At 34.4% G+C, this 17,362-nt stretch carries 15 protein-coding genes; 5 read left to right on the forward strand and 10 right to left on the reverse strand.

The window, feature by feature from the left end; translation table 11 throughout:
* Window positions 1-410: 410 nt before the first annotated feature.
* Together M0051_RS19125 and M0051_RS19130 are read right to left on the reverse strand one after the other, a co-directional pair.
* Window positions 411-1,178, reverse strand: coding sequence for a transporter (locus tag M0051_RS19125; RefSeq protein ID WP_306743171.1), 768 nt, complete (start codon window positions 1,176-1,178; stop codon window positions 411-413).
* A 29-nt stretch (window positions 1,179-1,207) separates the two neighbouring features.
* On the reverse strand, window positions 1,208-1,435 hold the full coding sequence (locus M0051_RS19130; RefSeq protein ID WP_306743172.1) for a DUF2007 domain-containing protein: 228 nt from the start codon (window positions 1,433-1,435) through the stop codon (window positions 1,208-1,210).
* 430 nt (window positions 1,436-1,865) lie between these two features.
* On the opposite strand from M0051_RS19130, the gene M0051_RS19135 reads away from it, so the two are divergent.
* The 5 genes from M0051_RS19135 to M0051_RS19155 all read left to right on the forward strand — a co-directional run bounded on the left by M0051_RS19135 (window position 1,866) and on the right by M0051_RS19155 (window position 5,373).
* Window positions 1,866-2,240: a response regulator gene (locus tag M0051_RS19135; RefSeq protein ID WP_306743173.1), complete on the forward strand. Its 375-nt coding sequence runs from the start codon at window positions 1,866-1,868 to the stop codon at window positions 2,238-2,240.
* Between the two features lie 109 nt (window positions 2,241-2,349).
* Window positions 2,350-3,219 (forward strand): alpha/beta fold hydrolase, encoded by an 870-nt coding sequence (locus M0051_RS19140; protein WP_306743174.1) that lies wholly within the window; start codon window positions 2,350-2,352, stop codon window positions 3,217-3,219.
* An 18-nt stretch (window positions 3,220-3,237) separates the two neighbouring features.
* Window positions 3,238-3,693 carry a methionine-R-sulfoxide reductase gene (locus tag M0051_RS19145; RefSeq protein ID WP_306743176.1) on the forward strand — a complete coding sequence of 152 codons (456 nt, stop codon included), beginning with the start codon at window positions 3,238-3,240 and terminating at the stop codon, window positions 3,691-3,693.
* Window positions 3,694-3,943: 250 nt separating this feature from the next.
* Window positions 3,944-4,558, forward strand: a complete 615-nt coding sequence (locus M0051_RS19150) for a MarC family protein (protein ID WP_306743178.1) — start codon at window positions 3,944-3,946, stop codon at window positions 4,556-4,558.
* A 68-nt stretch (window positions 4,559-4,626) separates the two neighbouring features.
* Window positions 4,627-5,373: a sulfite exporter TauE/SafE family protein gene (locus M0051_RS19155; protein ID WP_306743180.1), complete on the forward strand. Its 747-nt coding sequence runs from the start codon at window positions 4,627-4,629 to the stop codon at window positions 5,371-5,373.
* Between the two features lie 40 nt (window positions 5,374-5,413).
* Here M0051_RS19155 and nfo read toward each other — a convergent pair whose 3' ends face one another.
* From nfo to M0051_RS19195, 8 genes are all read right to left on the reverse strand, one after another.
* Complete coding sequence (nfo, locus tag M0051_RS19160; protein WP_306743181.1) at window positions 5,414-6,256, reverse strand: deoxyribonuclease IV; 843 nt, start codon at window positions 6,254-6,256, stop codon at window positions 5,414-5,416.
* Window positions 6,257-6,384: 128 nt separating this feature from the next.
* Complete coding sequence (locus M0051_RS19165) at window positions 6,385-8,835, reverse strand: TonB-dependent receptor domain-containing protein (RefSeq protein ID WP_306743182.1); 2,451 nt, start codon at window positions 8,833-8,835, stop codon at window positions 6,385-6,387.
* A 231-nt stretch (window positions 8,836-9,066) separates the two neighbouring features.
* The gene (locus tag M0051_RS19170; protein WP_306743183.1) at window positions 9,067-9,909 is read right to left on the reverse strand and encodes a patatin family protein; all 843 of its coding nucleotides are present in this window, start codon (window positions 9,907-9,909) and stop codon (window positions 9,067-9,069) included.
* A gap of 1 nt (window position 9,910) precedes the next feature.
* On the reverse strand, window positions 9,911-10,648 hold the full coding sequence (locus M0051_RS19175) for a 1-acyl-sn-glycerol-3-phosphate acyltransferase (protein ID WP_306743185.1): 738 nt from the start codon (window positions 10,646-10,648) through the stop codon (window positions 9,911-9,913).
* Window positions 10,649-10,825: 177 nt separating this feature from the next.
* A complete protein-coding gene (locus M0051_RS19180; protein WP_306743186.1) occupies window positions 10,826-11,521 on the reverse strand; it encodes an SIMPL domain-containing protein in 696 nt (231 codons plus the stop codon).
* A 179-nt stretch (window positions 11,522-11,700) separates the two neighbouring features.
* A complete protein-coding gene (locus M0051_RS19185) occupies window positions 11,701-15,084 on the reverse strand; it encodes a two-component regulator propeller domain-containing protein (protein ID WP_306743187.1) in 3,384 nt (1,127 codons plus the stop codon).
* 520 nt (window positions 15,085-15,604) lie between these two features.
* On the reverse strand, window positions 15,605-16,342 hold the full coding sequence (locus M0051_RS19190; protein ID WP_306743188.1) for a carboxypeptidase-like regulatory domain-containing protein: 738 nt from the start codon (window positions 16,340-16,342) through the stop codon (window positions 15,605-15,607).
* 459 nt (window positions 16,343-16,801) lie between these two features.
* Window positions 16,802-17,362: hypothetical protein (locus tag M0051_RS19195; protein WP_306743190.1), on the reverse strand; the 561-nt coding region annotated here is incomplete at its 5' end.

The raw sequence follows: 17,362 nt of genomic DNA on the forward strand, positions 1-17,362 counted from the left end.
CCATAGGCAGAGAAAGCGGCAAATAGAAATGCTGTCGAACGAAGTATGAGTGAGACTATTTATTTCTATTCGCTTTTGAGCCGTGATGGGTCACTGAGTAGATGCGCCGTAGATTTTTGTTACTTTTCATCAATGGAAAAGTAAAAGCCCGTCAGGCTTGAAGACAAAACAACTCTACTACACCCCTCTCCCTGTCAAATCCATGAAAGCTTTCATTTTAGGCAGGATTAGAATCAATATGAAACATTCTGAAATACAGAAATTAAAGCAGGAACTGAAAAACAATTTAAGCTTTTGAATTTCACAACTTTCCTACTTTTTCACCATTCAAACTTTTCAAGACTTTCAAAAAAAAGCCTGACCAGTAAACTGATCAAGCCTTATTTTGAATTGATGTAATGAACTACCCGTTAAGGCATTCTTATTGATAAGCCTAAACTAATAAAAAAATCTGGGGAAACCTTACTTAAGCCAACCCCAGCAGAAAAATCCAATTGTAAATCCTCTGTAACTGCATAAGTAAGTCCTCCATCCCATCGGTGATCATTTTTTCCTTCTCCTGGCAGGAAGCCATACAATTCAGCATATGCCCCAATCTGATCTGATAAAGTTAATCCGATAACGGCAGCATACATCCAAACTGCATAATCTTGCTCGTCTATACCACTCCAGGATACGCCAAGATTACCTCCTAAAGCCATGGCATGATTTATGGAATAATCTGCATTCAATCGAATATCTGCTCCCAGGTTTTCATTCTCAAATGCCGAAGCTCCCGATTTGGGAACAAATAAAGTAGAAAGAAGGGCCAGTTTAGGACTCCCCTCGCTCTCCTCAAGCAACAAGAACTTTGCTCCCAATGTTAATGGACCAAAACCTGTTTCATCAACATCTCCTCCTTCCAAGGATTGGTAATAACCCAAATACTGAAACCCGAGTCTTAATTCAATATTTTCAACCAATCCATACCTTAAAAGAGTGGTATTAAAGGTCACATTATTAATATCAGAACTCACTTTTTCGAAAGCAAATCCCGATTCTATCTGAAATCCTCTTATGGGTATCACACTCGCCGATTCGGCCGTTCCTGGCCTGTCGGTTACCATTGGATCTTTTTCCTGGGCAATTAGCATCCCATTCAACATTACGAATAATGTCAATATAAAAAACGTCCTCATTTAAATAGAATTACAATTTGTTTATACCTCTATTGTTCCTTCAAACTTGCGATGCAATTCCGAGCTTTTGATTCATGCTCTTCATCCACAAAAAGATCAACATTATCAGGCGTTCCACCCATTCCTACCAATGTACCGGAACTGAATTCATCTTTCCACAATGAAGAAATCCCTGCTTCCTGCAACCTCTCCTTATAATATTTTACATCTACTAATGATCCGGTAAATACGCAAACTAAATTATTTCCATCAGTCATAAGCTATGATTTAATTGTTATGTTTCTTTCTAAGATAGAGAAATTCCAAATATGATCCTATATTAATGAGCCTAAAACTTAAAATCCAAATCTAATCACGCATAATTGCTTTATTCATTTTTTGATAAACGCTATGCGATATATTGAATCTATATCAGAAATCAACGATTTATACCAATCAAAAGTTTAAACACATGTTTTATAGCTTTTGTAATCAATTGAAGAATCGTAATTTTAGAGAAGTACATTCTTATCTTTTCATAAATTGAAAAAATGCTATTTGTCGATTAAAAAAGTCCAATGATCATGAATAAAATATCTTTTAAATCCCAAAATCAGAAACTGTTCAATTTCTTAAAGATTTTTTAGATTAATATTTCTTTTCATCAATCAGAAAAACTATTTTAGAGGGTGAATCAAGAACTCCAAAATGAGTAAACTCAAAAATAAAACAATCCTGGTTGTAGAGGATGAAGAATTTAACCGCATCTACTTCGAAGAATTACTCCATCAAATTAATTGCAAGGTAATTGTTGCAAGCAATGGCGTGGAGGCAGTTGAACTGTGCCAAAAGAATGCAAAAATTGATTTGGTATTAATGGATATCAAAATGCCACTGATGAATGGTTATGAAGCAACAAAAGAAATCAAAAAAATAAGACCAAATCTTCCAATTATTGCTCAAACTGCATTTGCATTGCTGGGTGATAAAAAGAAATCAATTGACAATGGTTGCGATGACTATGTTGCTAAACCTGTAAAAAAAGATATTCTAATTAAATTGATCAACAAACATCTTCAATAAAAAAACAAAATCTACAACTATTTAAGATTTTATAACATTCTTACTCTTGTAATTCAGACAAAAAAGTATTTAATTGTTTGTTGTCTGAATTTTAAGAGTTAAGAGCGATATGAGAAGAAAGATTAAAAGCGTATTTATAATTTTGAGCATTGCAATTGTGATTTTTGCGTCTGCAACAATTTTTCTTCTCCGAAAAGTACAATCTACCTTTAATCATCAAAACGCAATTGACGATTTACTGACTCACAATGTTGCTCCAAAAACAGAATTTGTAAGTTTTGGGAATTACTTTATCCACACCAAATACATTGGTGATTTATCACTTCCAAAAGTATTATTTATTCATGGCTCGCCCGGATATTGGTTTGATTTTAAAAAAGTATTTGTTGATGCAGAACTGCGTAAACAATTCTGCCTAATCTCTTTCGACCGTCCGGGTTACGGCAAAACAAGTGTTCCTGCTATGGGAATCTTGGCAAACCAAGCCAGAGTAGCTGCAACAGTTTTAGAGCATTACACTCAGAAACATGAAAATATAATTGTATTGGGGCATTCGTTTGGAGGTGCTGTATTAGAACAGGTTTTAATTGATTATCCAGATAAAATAAAACATGCTATTTACGTAGCACCATGTCTGTCTCCTAAATATCAAGAAGCCAAATGGTACAATGTTTTGGCAGCGGGAGGAATCCCACAAAGAATATTGCCTCACGAATTAAAAAACAGCAACAAAGAAATGATGGATCTATCGGAATGTTTAATCAAAAATGAACCTCATATTTCTGCTATTGATGTACCAACTACCTATATACAGGGCAAGAAAGACGTCTTGGTTCCCTCTCAAACTTTAGATTATTATCAGAATTATCATAGAAATATCAATTCCATTTTATTGGACGATCTGGATCACTTCGTACCTTGGTCACGCCCCGATCTAATTATCGAAACCATTAAAAACGTGAATCAGATAACAAATTAATAATCAAACTGAAAAGACATGAAGCAAGCAATAATATTAATTGGTATATTCATTTTTACCGCATATAACGTAAACGCACAAAAAGCAATGACAAAAGACAAATACAACACCCTAACTGAAGCAGAGAAAAGGGTAATCATCCATAAAGGAACGGAATATCCTGGAACTGGAAAATATTTAAAAAATAAAGCAGAAGGTGTATATACCTGTAAGCAATGCAACGCAGCATTATACAACTCATCAGATAAATTTGAGTCTCATTGTGGCTGGCCAAGTTTCGATGATGAAATTGAAGGTGCAGTAAAAAGAATTCCTGATGCCGATGGTAGAAGAACTGAAATTGTTTGTGCCAATTGTGACGGTCATTTGGGACATGTTTTTCTTAACGAAGGATTTACAGAAAAAAACACACGCCATTGTGTAAACAGTATTTCTTTAAATTTCATCCCAAAAGAAGAGTTAAAAGAGAAATAAAAAATACGAATCAATTACAAGGCAAGAGTTTTCTTCTGAAAACTCTTTTTTTGGTATTTGAAAATAGTAAAAAAAACATATCTTCGCGAAATGAAATAATATTTCACACATTTATTTGTTTTTTGTGAAATTTTAAACTTTTAGTTATTGGTATTCATACTTATTTTCCATTTTGAAGTCAACTCATATAATAAAAATATTGTAAGTTTACCACTAACATTTTACTATTAACCAATTAAACTCTATTGCGATGAATCTAAATTTTCTTGAGATCGTTTCCGCCTCTATGGTACTTTTTGCAGTTATCGATATTATCGGATCTATCCCAATTATATTAGATTTAAAGAAAAAAGGTGGTAGAATTGAGGCTTTAAAAGCAACCCTGGTAGCTTTAGCAGTATTGATCATTTTTACATTTCTAGGAGAAAAACTTTTGGGAATTTTCGGAGTGGATATTTCTAGTTTCGCCATTGCAGGTTCTATTATCCTATTTATTATGGGAGCTGAAATGGTAATGGGAATTGAAATTATTAAATACGATGGCCCTAGTGGTGTTTCAATCGTTCCTATTGCTTTTCCTTTGGTTGCAGGTGCAGGGTCGTTCACAACGGTTTTGGCCCTTCGAGCTGAGTATGCAGTAGAAAACATTATTGCGGCTATTATTCTAAACCTTGCATTTGTTTACTTGGTATTAAAATCAACCAATCTGGTAGAAAAAGTTCTTGGTGATGGAGGAATTCATATTCTCCGTAAAGTTTTTGGAATTATCCTATTGGCCATTTCGGTTAAACTTTTCATGAGCAATGTAGCCTCTCAAATTCACACTTTATTTCCTTTTTTAAAAGATGCTATACAAAATCCATAAATAAGTGTCATTAATACAGCTCTTGTGCTAACTTTGCAAGTAATAATGATTGAATAACTTGCGAAATAATGCACGATATAACACTTATTCAGATTGTACTTTGTAGCATTGTAATTCTATCAGCAGCATTCATTAAAGGGATGACTGGTTTTGGATTTGCTTTGCTTGCTGTGCCTTTTCTTTCATTGATATTTCCAATGCAAGTTTTGGTTCCAGCTATGAGTTTATTCAATCTAATTACCAGTCTGGTCATTCTATTCAAGCTACAGGAAAAAATAAAGGCAAAACTGTTTATTCCAATGTTTGTGGCAAGTTTGGGTGGAATCCCTCTAGGTGTTTATGCTCTTGAATTTGTAAGTAGCGAGAACTTACGCTTGATTACTGGAATTTTGGTTATCATTTTCTCAATTAGAATGTTGGGCAAAGTACGATTAGCCAAACGCTTTCGCAGGTATCCAATTGTTTTCGCGGGTTTTGTAAGTGGAATTCTGGGCTCTTGTATTTCGGTTGGTGGTCCTCCTCTGGTAATTGCCATGAATCGAAAAGGATACTCCAAAGATCACTTCCGTGGCGTTTTTGCTTGGTTCAGCACATTTTCCTCCTTCTTTACAACCGCTGCTTTTGTAATGAAAGGAATGATTGAGACAGAATCAGTAAACCTGGCTTTGTTTTGCTTACCGATTTTATTCTTTGGATCACATTTGGGCTCAAAATTTTCAGGTAAGGTAGAACCTGAAAAATTTCGCAAAATGGTAATTGGAATCAATATCATTACAGGAGTATTTATTGTTGTATCAACATTAATTCACCATTAACAATCCAAAACACCATCTGAATTCATTTCATTCAGGCAAACTATTTTACAAGAGCGTAAAGCAATTTGATTTCCTCTGCCCAATTGTCTGAATCTGGTGTTTCCAGAACCATTGGAATCCCATCAAATCGGCTATCGTTCATTAAGCATTTAAATGCTTCCATACCAATGAAGCCTTTTCCAATTATTTCGTGACGATCTACTCGAGTTGCCAATTCCTTTTTAGAATCATTCAGGTGCATTCCTTTTAAGTAATTAAAGCCGATGATTCTTTCAAAATCATCAAAGACTTTTTGAAAACCTTCTGCCGAAGAAATATCATAACCAGCAGTAAAAGCATGACAGGTATCGATACAAACTCCTACCCTTTCCTTGTCTTCCACTTTATGGATGATTTCTGCAATTTGCTCGAAGGTAAATCCCAAATTGCTTCCTTGTCCTGCAGTGTTTTCGATTACAGCACAAACACCACTGGTTTGATTCAAGCTAATGTTTATCGATTCTGCAATGGTAGCCAAACACTCATCAATCGATACTTTCTTTAAATGACTTCCGGGGTGAAAGTTCAGGCGATTCAATGCCAATTGCTCACACCTTTGCATCTCATCCAAAAAGGCAGCTCTTGATTTCTCCAATGCCACAGAATCGGGATGACCCAAATTAATAAGATAACTATCGTGTGGAAGAATCTGCTCCGGACTATAGCCATATACTTCACAGTTTGTTTTGAATTCCTGAATATTCTTCTCTGTGAATGGTTTTGCATTCCACTGTCTTTGGTTCTTTGTGAACAAAGCAAATGCCTTTGCTCCAATTTTATTAGCGTTAATGGGTGCATTTTCAATACCTCCTGCAGTACTTACGTGTGCTCCTATGTATTTCATCTCTTTCCCTTTTGTCGTACTTTTTCGTAAACCGCCACAAAATAGCATAATACCGGTTAGAATTAAAATGGTATCAAACAAAAAACTCACGAAAATTAATCCGTGAGTTTCTTTTATGTCAGTTTGTACTACATTTCAAAATCTTCGGTATCAACTCCTCCGTTGCTACCTCTTGAACCTCTCTTTTTCTTGTAATTATTAATCTTGTAACTCAAGTTAAAACGGAATGATGGATAATCCATTTTGAATTGAGAAGATGTATAGAAGTCAGGTCCAAACACTTCACTTTCATGCTTAAATGTTCCAAACAAATCTCTCATAGTTAATGTTGCTGAAAGCTTGCGTTTGAAAAAATCTCTTTTAATTGCCGCTGTTGCCATAACAAATCCTTCACGCTTTCCTTGAGCCCAATCGGTTGGAGAACGGTAGTTTACATTAAATTGAAATCTTGTTACCGGATTAATAATAAAAGTCATGTTATTCCTCAAACTCCAGTTGTAACTATCTGTTGAGAAGTCCTGAACTACCATCTCTCCCTGAGTATTTTCCGTAGTAAAATCACCTTCTTCTTTGTAATAATAGACAGTACCTATTAAATCGTTTTTAAACCATTTGGCAAAAGTCAAATTCAATGTAGCTTCCAAACCGGTAGAATAATCTTTACCAACATTCTCAGGAGTGCTAACCATTATACCATCTTTATCTAAAGCTTTTACCCTTTCCAATTTATTGTCAGTACGTTTATGATATATCTCAAAAGAAATAGCCTGATCACCAAATCTCTTCATGTATCCTAACTCATATGAATCTATGTATTCTGGCTTCAAGTCCGGATTACCTGATCTTGCATTAAATGCATCTGTATTTGTTCTAAAAGGTTCCAGGTACCATCCACGTGGTCTTTGAATTCGTCTTGTATAACTTGCCATGATTTGATTCTTAGACCCCAAATCAAACTGCGTATGGATGGTAGGGAAGAAATCCCAACGTTTTATGGTAAATTTATCAGGGTTGTTATCAAAAGTAATTTCACGATCAGTGTACTCCGTTCTAAATCCCAGTTGATATCCAAACTTACCAATTTTAGAAGCATAAGTAGAATAAACCCCATGAACTCTTCTTTTGTAGGTTACATCATGATTGTTGATCAATTCATACAAACCATTATCCGGCTTATAGTTCTTTTGCATTGTTATGGCATCACTTGATCTTACCTGACCTTGATAACCCATTTCAAACTTGCTGTCTTCTCCTAGCGGTAAAGTATAGTCGGATCTAAATTCCCAACGTTCTCCGGGCCCCTCTTCAGTAGAAATTTGTCCACTTTTTAACTCAGTCCCTGACTTTAATTCATTTGTAGATATTTCATCACCACTTCCTCTGCGAGAAAAAGTTATTTGATTTGCCCATTGGTGTCCCTTGCCTTTAAACTTCTTGGTATACGATAAATTGGAATTGATAAAACTCATATCACGACTCCAAAAATCTTTACTGTCATAAAATTCAGAATCTTCACCTTCTACAAATTCTTCATAATCTAAAATAGATTTTCGTTCCATTTCTCTGTTACCCAATCTAAATCCAAAAGAAACCTGATTCTTCTCATTTATGTCATAATCAAATCCTGTACGAATTCCATATGATAACCTCTCTCGCTGCGTATCACCATCCGATAAAATATGATTCGTAATTCCATTAATAGTATTTCTTCTTACTGACTCGGTTGATCCTTTAAAGCCTCGACTCCCATAATCAACACCAAAATTCAGATTCAGTTTTTTCTTTCGATAAGTAAGTAAAAGATCTCCTCCGTAATTATTCTGAGTCCCTAAATTCAAATTGGCTACTCCAGCAATTCCATTGGCTTTATTCTTCTTGGTAATTACATTAATAATACCCGCAGTTCCTTCCGGATCATACTTCGCAGATGGATTGGTAATGATTTCGATATTCTCAATCATGCTGGCTGGCATTTGTTCTAAAATATCCGCAGCATCCAAAATGGAAGGTTTGCCATCCACCAATACAGTAAAGTTCGAACTTCCACGTAAGCTCACATTTCCCTCTATATCTACACTTACTGATGGAACATTCTCCAACACATCTACAGCATTACCACTTGCTGCGGTAATTTGTCGGCTCACCGGAATTACCTTCTTATCAATTTGATATTGAACAGGAATTCTTTCTGTAGTAACGGTAACCTCATCCAAAGCCTCGGTAGACTGACGAAGAGAAACCGTTTTCAGATCGATCACCTTGCGTTTTTTACTAATGGGAATATTTCTAACCGCAGCTTTGTTGTAACCAATAAAAGATACTTCAATAAAATAGCTGCCAGGCTTTAATTTCTTTAAGAAGAAAGCTCCTTTTGCATCCGTAATGGTACCATCAATTAAAGTTGAATCTGCCATGGAATAAACCGATACGGTTGCATATTCGACCGGGATTTCCAATGCCTGATCTTTCACAACTCCTTTGATAATTCCTCCTTGAATTTCTGGTTTTACAGCAGGTTCAACTGCCTTTGCAAACATTGCCAAGCAAACAAAGCTTAACAATAGTAATAATCTATTCATGTTAGTAGGTTAAGTTTTTTTTGTGTCCAAACAAACATACAATTCCTTATTGAATAAACATGTACTCATCTAGTTTTTTAGATATTTATTAACATTTACCCGATAAAACAAATGCCTGTTTCGACTTTATGTCGAAGTATAGACACACAAAACGCCAAAAGGTTTAATCTACTTTTTAAAATAATGAGATTTTTTTGAATTCAATATTTAAGCATAACTGATAACTGAAGTTTACCATCTTTCGATAGCTTCAATTCCTTGCTCTTTTCCAAGTTTGTAATCTCTATCCAGAATCTCTTTGTCTTGTGTGAATCGCTTGGTAGAAAAAGAATCTGCCGGACAAATATCAATAATTTCCACCCCTGCAGGAGGATGATTGATCAACTCAATGCTTCGATTGTAGATATCAGGACGTTTTTGAATGGCTTTTGCCAAACCCGGATGTTTTCTGAACAGAAATCGGGACAACTTATTTTCATTTCCATTCTTCATGCGGTAATCACTCTTTCTCGATCGGATTACCATGATCTTGCTGGCACCCTTTTCAATGGCGCGCTCAACGGGAATGGGTGCTGACACTCCTCCATCTGCAACAATTTCACCATCTACTTTCAGAAACTTTCTATAGAACAAAGGGACAGAACAACTGGCCTTCATCACATCGCTTAGATTCTCGGGTGTGGCTTGAATAAACTTAGAGCTGCCATCTACATTGCGGGTAATTCCAATTTCGAAATCAATATTTTTCTCAAAAAGCAGATCAACATCAATTGGTAATTCCTTTCCGGTGATATCCCACGACCAATCCAGATCCATTAAGTGACCTCCCAATAAGAATTTTTTCCAACTGATGTATTCAGGTCGTAAAGAATAATCGGTAAAAACCTTATAGTTTCTACCATGCTGATTTGCCAAATAAGCAGCTGCATTAATCGAACCTGCCGACACACCTATCACCATATCAAAAGGAAGAAAAGCTTGTTCCATGAAAGCATCCAAAACTCCAGCGGCAAAAATGCCTCGCATGGCTCCTCCTTCAACTACCAAAGCTGTTTTACCTGAATTCGTGGTCATACTACAATTGATTTAACTTTTCACGAATTACTTTTTCAGCTTCACTGGTAATCTCAACAGCTGATTTCCCTTGCGTTTCAATCGGAGCAAGAATGCTGTATTTCACCCTCTGCCCTATGCAAAGAGGAAACATCCCTTTGCGCTCTATCTTGTAATTCCCATCAACAGCAAAAGGTACAATTAAAGCATTCGGAGCAGCATCAAGAAGGGTTTCGATACCTCCCGATTTAAACTTTTTCATCTTCCCGGTTTTGCTTCTGGTTCCTTCCGGAAAAATACAAGCAGCATAATTATTCTTGGCAATCAATTTTCCCAATTTATGAATTTCTGGAATTGCCTGTGCTCTGTTGCTTCTATCGATTAAAGCAGCTCCGCTATGACGTAAGTTGTAAGATACACTAGGAATATTTTTAGCCAGCTCTTTTTTGGATATGAACTTTGGGTGGTATTTTCTAAAAATCCATACAATGGGAGGAATATCATAGGTTCCCTGGTGGTTTGATACAATAATTATCGGACGATCGGTAGGCAAATCTACACTTCCTTCGTAGGTAATTCTCACCCCCAAAATACCAACCAATCGCATCAGGAAAAAGTTAAGAACATCAACAGAATTCTTATGTGCCTTGTAGCCAAACAGCTTTAAACTAATTACCTGAATGGGATGAAAAATCACAAGCAGCAAGAAAAATAAAATGTAGAATACGGTAGTTAGGATATATGATAAAATCTTGGTCATTGTTCTTTGTTGATTAAAATTCACCACAAAAGAACAAAAAAATCATTTATTGAAGAAATGTTAGGTAAAAGTCAATGCCTGAAAACAAAAAACCATGGAATACAACATTCAGATCGAGTCCTCCATTCTCTCTCTAAACTTGTAGAATCCATGGTTAAATATCTTGGTAGATAAATCTTATAATAGCTCGAAGCGCAATTGTACCGAGTATTCCAATTTTATCTTCTGGAAATCCAATACTGGAGTTTTCATTTTAGCCAAAGAGGAAGCTCCTCTAATTCTAATGGCTGTATTCGCATAATCATTTCTAAAATGAGAGGTATTTTCGTTAATATAAATGGCCTTACCCACCTTCTGTCCTATGGCTTCGGTTAATGCTTCGGCCTTTTCCTTTCCGGCTTTTATGGCATTCACTTTTACTTGCTGACGGTACTTTTCAATCTCAGAATGATCTACTCTTAGAATGTTGATATTAGAGATTTTAATCTTCTCCAATTCCACATAAACCTTGGCTAACGTATGAGAATCGTGAAGCAAAAGCTCAAATTGTTTTGCTTTGAGCACATTTGCCCCTTTAAAAAAGTGAAATTTTAAATTGCTACTGAAATCAGAAACCGACAATTGTTTTTCAAGGTTTACTCCCGCTTTTTCAAGGGCCACAAACATTTTTTGTTCCAGTTGCTCAATGCTCTCCTTGTTTTTGGTATCCTTCTCGTTTAAAACAATATTCAGATAAATTTCATTGGGAACAACTTCCAATTCCGCTACGCCTTTTACCTCTATGTAGTTCTGATCGATAAAATTCTTTTGGGCCTGCGCACTTAAATTAAAGCCAATAAACATGGCAAATAGAATAACAATAGCTCTTTTCATAGGCATTATATTTTATGTGTGTTTTGATTTTTTAACAACACTTACATAACATATATTGTGCCAGAAAAAACAAAAATTCCTAAACTGTTAATGCCAAAGTATGATTGACTTTAATTCCTTTATTAGATCATATTTTTACGAATTCAACAAGCTGTTACAAATGAGATTTTTACACTTGTTTAGACATTAGGAGTAATATTGTGTGTAGTGTTATGATTAAGCTCAAAAATTATATAAAAACAAGAACCTTCACCTAAATTAGATTCAACTTCTATTTTAGCACCCAGTAAATTAACCAAATGATCTACAATAGAAAGACCAAGTCCTGTTCCTCTATAAAGCCTATCTTTTCTATCTTCTATCTTTTTAAAACGACCAAATATGTATTCTAAATTATCTTTATCAATACCTATTCCAGTATCTTTCACAAAGATACTCAGAAACGATTCGTTTATTTCATAACCAAGTTTAATCTCCCCTTTGTCGGTGTATTTGAAAGCATTTTCAAGTAAATTTATTATTATTTGCTTTAACCGAACAGAATCTGATTCGAACAGATAACACTCTTCTGGAAAAATTAATTCAAAATTAATATCATTATTCTCTCCTTTTATTGATTCAGGAATAAACATATTATAAATCTCACTCAACAAGTAATTCAAGTCAAACTGCTCTATATCTAATTGAATTTGCCCGGCTTCCATTTTTGATAAATCCATAATATTATCAATTAAACCAAGAAGAGAGTCCCCATTCGATTTTATTATACCAATAAATCGATCCTTTTTTTCCGCTGATAAATCATGTTCACTTAATAAAGAAGAAAAACCAAGAATAGCATTCATAGGCGTACGAATCTCATGACTCATGTTTGCAAGAAATGATGATTTAAGCCTTTCACTTTCTTCAGCTTTTTCTTTTGCTTCGCGTAGCTCTACCGTTCGTGCATCAACTAACTCTTCCAAATGGTTTCGGTGATTGTTTAGTTCCGTATTTAAATCTTCTAAAAGGTTATTTTGCGAAACAATTTCTTCATTTTTGTTCTGCAATTCCAAGGTACGCTCATTGACAATTAAGTTTAGCCTTTCCGTTTTTTTCTTTAAAAAACGAACTCTTAAAAAATAAAAAGAACCAAACAACAAGAGTATAAAACTCAACAAAGTAATTTTAAACCAAGTTGTTTTATAAAAAGGAGGCCTAACATGAATGTATAAATTCGCTTCCTTTTTACTCCACACTCCAGCATTATTCTTAGCTTTCACTTTTAATTGATAATTGCCATGGGGTAATGTAGTAAATGTAACAAAACGACGGTTTCCGATATCATTCCAATTTGTATCAAGTCCTATTAACTTGTAGGCATAGGTGCTTTTTTGCGGCAAAGCAAATTCCAAAGCTGCAAAGTTGAAAGAGATCACTTTATCTTTGTAGGATAAGCTTATTGTATCAGTTGCATGAAGGACTTTATTTAAAACACCACCGGAAAAAGTATTTACTGGTTTATTTAGAACCTCCATATCGGTAAAAATAACAGAAACAGGTTTTGGATTTTTAACTAGATGATGCGGTTCAAAAGTTGTAACTCCGCTTCCTCCAAAAAACAATTCACCCTTTTTATTTTTATAGCTTGCTCCCAATATATAGTCCTTGGTCTTCATGCCATCTCTTCCATCGTAATTACTAACGACCCCTGTTTTCAAATTAAGACATGATATTCCATTTCTACTACTAATCCATAAATTCCCATCGTCATCTTCTTCAATTGCACTCATAAAATCTGAGTTAAAGCCATCTTTTTTAGAATAGTACCTGAATTTACTATTTGCATAATCAAAAGAATTTAACCCATTTGTAGTAGCAATCCAAAGTCTTTGACCTTGAAGATATAAGTCTCTGATGGTATTATCGCATATACTTGATATATCTCCCTTAGTGTATTTATAATTGACACTACTGCCATTCAATTTATTAAATACAAATAATCCTTTCCTATTAGTTCCAAAGGCAAGCAATGTGTCATTTAATGCTTCTATACAGTTAATTTTTCCATATAATGTGTTCGAATTTGAATATCTAAAGTGTTGAGTATATCCAGTTTCTTCATTTAGCTTAACCAATCCATCAGAAGTAGCAATCCAAAATGTATAATCATTCTCTTGTAAGGCATCATTTACAACGGTACGTCCATCAGGAAGCTTAAATTTCTTTAATCCCTTCTTTTTATTTTTATCAATTTTATAAAGATCAAAATCTGCACTCCGATCTAAACCTATCCAAACAATATTTTCCGGATTAAAGATATCAGCCTTTATCCAAACAACATTAGATCTAATTTCATCCTTTAAGTTTATTAACCCTTTATTTTTTTTGTCATAAATATTCAATGATTTCTCCCCAAAACCAGCAATCCATAATTCTTTCTCTCCATCATCGAAAATAGAATAAACTCTGGTTACATTGATTCCTGCTCTATTGGGTTGACTGCCATAACATTTAAAGCTTTGTAAAGATGGATGCCAATAATTAATTCCAGCTCCATACGTACCAAGCCAAACCCCACCTGCTTGATCTTCAAGCAAAGACAAAACCACACTCCAAGCCAGGGATTCTTTATTATTGGGTATTGAGGCAAAGTTATTGAATGTATTATTTTCTTTATCATAAATACTTACCCCATTACCTTGACTAGCCATCCATATCTTTCCAGCGCTGTCTTCTATGATATCATAGATACTATTACCCACAATACATTCAGGAAATGTACTGGTATCATGCGTATAGCTCACAAATCTATCTTCATTTATGAAATATCGACTAACACCGGAATCCTGTGAACAAATCCATAATGAATTCTCACTATCGAATAATAACTTTCTAATGTCTGATTGTACAAGACCATTGGGATCATTTTCTTTATGTTGAAATAGCCTTACCTGTGATTTATCAATTTCATACTTAATCAACCCAATATTTGAAGCAATCCAAAAAGACTGTTTATCATCTTCAAGGATATCCCGAATTTTTATATTATCTGTTATAATACCATAAGTGTGTAGTTCCATCTCCTTTGAGTTGGACTTTTTCACATACAAACCTCTATCTGTCCCTATCCAAATGTTATTCTTACCGTCTTGCCACAAACAATTAATATACCTTTGCGTACTCGGTAAATTCTCCGGAAACTCAACCAAAGAAAAAGTTTCCATATCATAATCCATGTAAACCAAACCGTCAAGAGAACCAATCCAAAAATTTCCCTTCTTATCAATTAATAAACAGGTAAGTCTGTCAAAAGGTATACTGTTAGGATTGTCAGGATCGCTGGTGAAAGTTTTAAATGAGTAGCCATCATATCGGTTTAAACCATTTCTGGTTGCAAACCAAATAAAACCATAACTATCTTGAACGATATCAACTATTACAGAATTTGACAGTCCGTCTTCCTGCGAAAAATATGCAAGTCTACTATCCTTTGATTGGGCAACAACAAAACTTAATTTGATCATAAGGATACTAATAAAAAGCACCCTCCTCCAAAAAGTATGTTTTTTTATTAAATCCATAAATACGAGATTTCTCCTTAATCTATAAGAACTAAAATTACCTATAATATCTAATTACTTATTCTACTCCCCACAAACAGGTTGAAACTAATTTATCATTACCTGCATCAAATTCGAAAGGTTGCCACTAAAGACTCACATGTAGTATGATTAAAATTAAAGATTTATGTCTTTCATATCAAATTTCTTTATAGAAAACATTAAATTTCCTTAAGAGAAAATACTTGTGATTCGATATAAAAATGGTCATCATCTTTTTTCCTATGCCTTATTGCCATAAGAAGAAGATATAAGGAAAATAGTAGACGCACCTACAATTCGAGCCGATGATATACTTCCTAAGCGATGAATATTGATCCTGTCAAAGAAGGAAAGAAAAATCAAGCGCAAGATTGGTAATAAGGAAAGAAAATAACACCTAGCTTGCGCTCAATGGTAAATTGATTGTGTAATGACAGCCTCTATAGCGAATGGGAGCATGATCGTTCCCTGCCATTACTTTATAAAATCTTATAATGACTTATTCATAATCATCTTTCCTTTTAAAGTATACAGCTTCTCCTTGATCTCCATTTTTTAAATCGGTCATCTCAATATGAAAGATGTTATAATTCTTATTAGCCTGTTCTGATGGCAGGTCTACATGTAATAAATAGCCATAACAAATTCCATTAGAAACATACTCTTTCACTTTTTCTTTCATATTAACTTTAACAGGATGTCCGTTTATCTTAACTCTTACCTCAAGATCCTCTGGAGGTGGACATAGATCTATGAAGTCCAAATTTTTGTCTGGTTCAGAAAAGCCTCTTGTTAAACTCATGGGTCTACAGTAAATGGTATAGCCAGGATGCGCTCCTTGAATTCTGAACACATTTACACCATAAACTTCAAGTCTATGATATTTTATATTTAAAATCATATCTTCCTCGGCAATAAGATTCCACGCCCAAAATTCCAATCTTTGATCGTCTTTTGGTAAAATGGATCCTGCAACTGGATACTCGGACATTTTTAATGAAGCCAAAGCAAAGTACTTCCCTTTCGAAACTTTTAAACTGTAGTGTCCTTTACTATCAGTTAAAGTTTCATAGGCAGTTTTAAAATTTGAGTGTTTGACTTCTACAAGAGCACTGTCTACAGGCTGCCCGTCAAAATCGCTTACTATTCCTGAGATTGTAATAGAGTCTGTTTGGGCACTTCCGTGCAAATAGATAAAACAGACTAGAAATAGAAAAATAGATGCTTTTTTTCTCATATTTATTGTTATTTAAGTTCCATATTATGACGCATGAACCATCTGTACAGTTACACGCAATCCAGCATAATATTTAAATAAGCTCAATATGATCTAATATCACTTATCTGTTATTATAAATTCGGGAATCCAACCTGATGAAGTTTTAATAATGGAACGCTATTCTATAGCAAACCAACAAGGATTTAGTATTAAAAAAAGCAAAAGGTCACTCCCCAGCGACCTTTTAACACAATAACCCAAATGCTTAATTGAATGGTTTAAACATTTGTTTCTTTTAATATTACTTAAAAATTAAAAATTGAACATTATAAACTTAACAATTAATAAATTAAAAGTCAAGGTATAAGACAAAATATTTCACATCCATTAAAACTTATTTACCCAAGAACAGATGAAGGTTTTCCAACTAACGGAACGTAATAAAATCGCGCACCAACAGGAAAGTGTTTCTATTCCTTATCTCAATACAATTATCCATATGGGTACAAAAACAGCTATTAATACTGTAATGGTCATTTGCCAATAATAATTGGTTACATATAATCCGCACAATAATAGTAATGAATCATCAGTATTTGAATGAATTTGACCGCTTGCAGATGAACCTGAATATTTTATATTAATCCCTTCTGTATTAAAAATACTCCATCTTGTGTTCCAAACATTATCATACGTCCAATCAATCTTTCTATTATTAATCAATATTGTGGCTTTCGTCATCCAAGTATTATAAGTAACATTTCCTATGACTTTGTTCTCTGAGTGGTCTATTATTTCGGTACATTTATCAAGGCATCCTTTTGTGTTGAATGTATACTTTTTCCCATTTAACTCCCCATTTGCAGTTTGGGAAAACATCTTATCTTTTAGGATCCCAATTTGTTGACCATTCGAATAAATGCGATATAGGGTAGAAAAAATGTTCTTTCTCCATTCAAGTTTTAATTGCATGATTATCTCTTTGGATATTTCGGTGTAATTGTGCCATCTATTTCGGTTATGTTGTGCCACTAAAAA

Origin of the sequence: Marinifilum sp. D714 (assembly GCF_030851345.1) — a bacterium.
Classification (GTDB): Bacteria; Bacteroidota; Bacteroidia; order Bacteroidales; family Marinifilaceae; genus Marinifilum.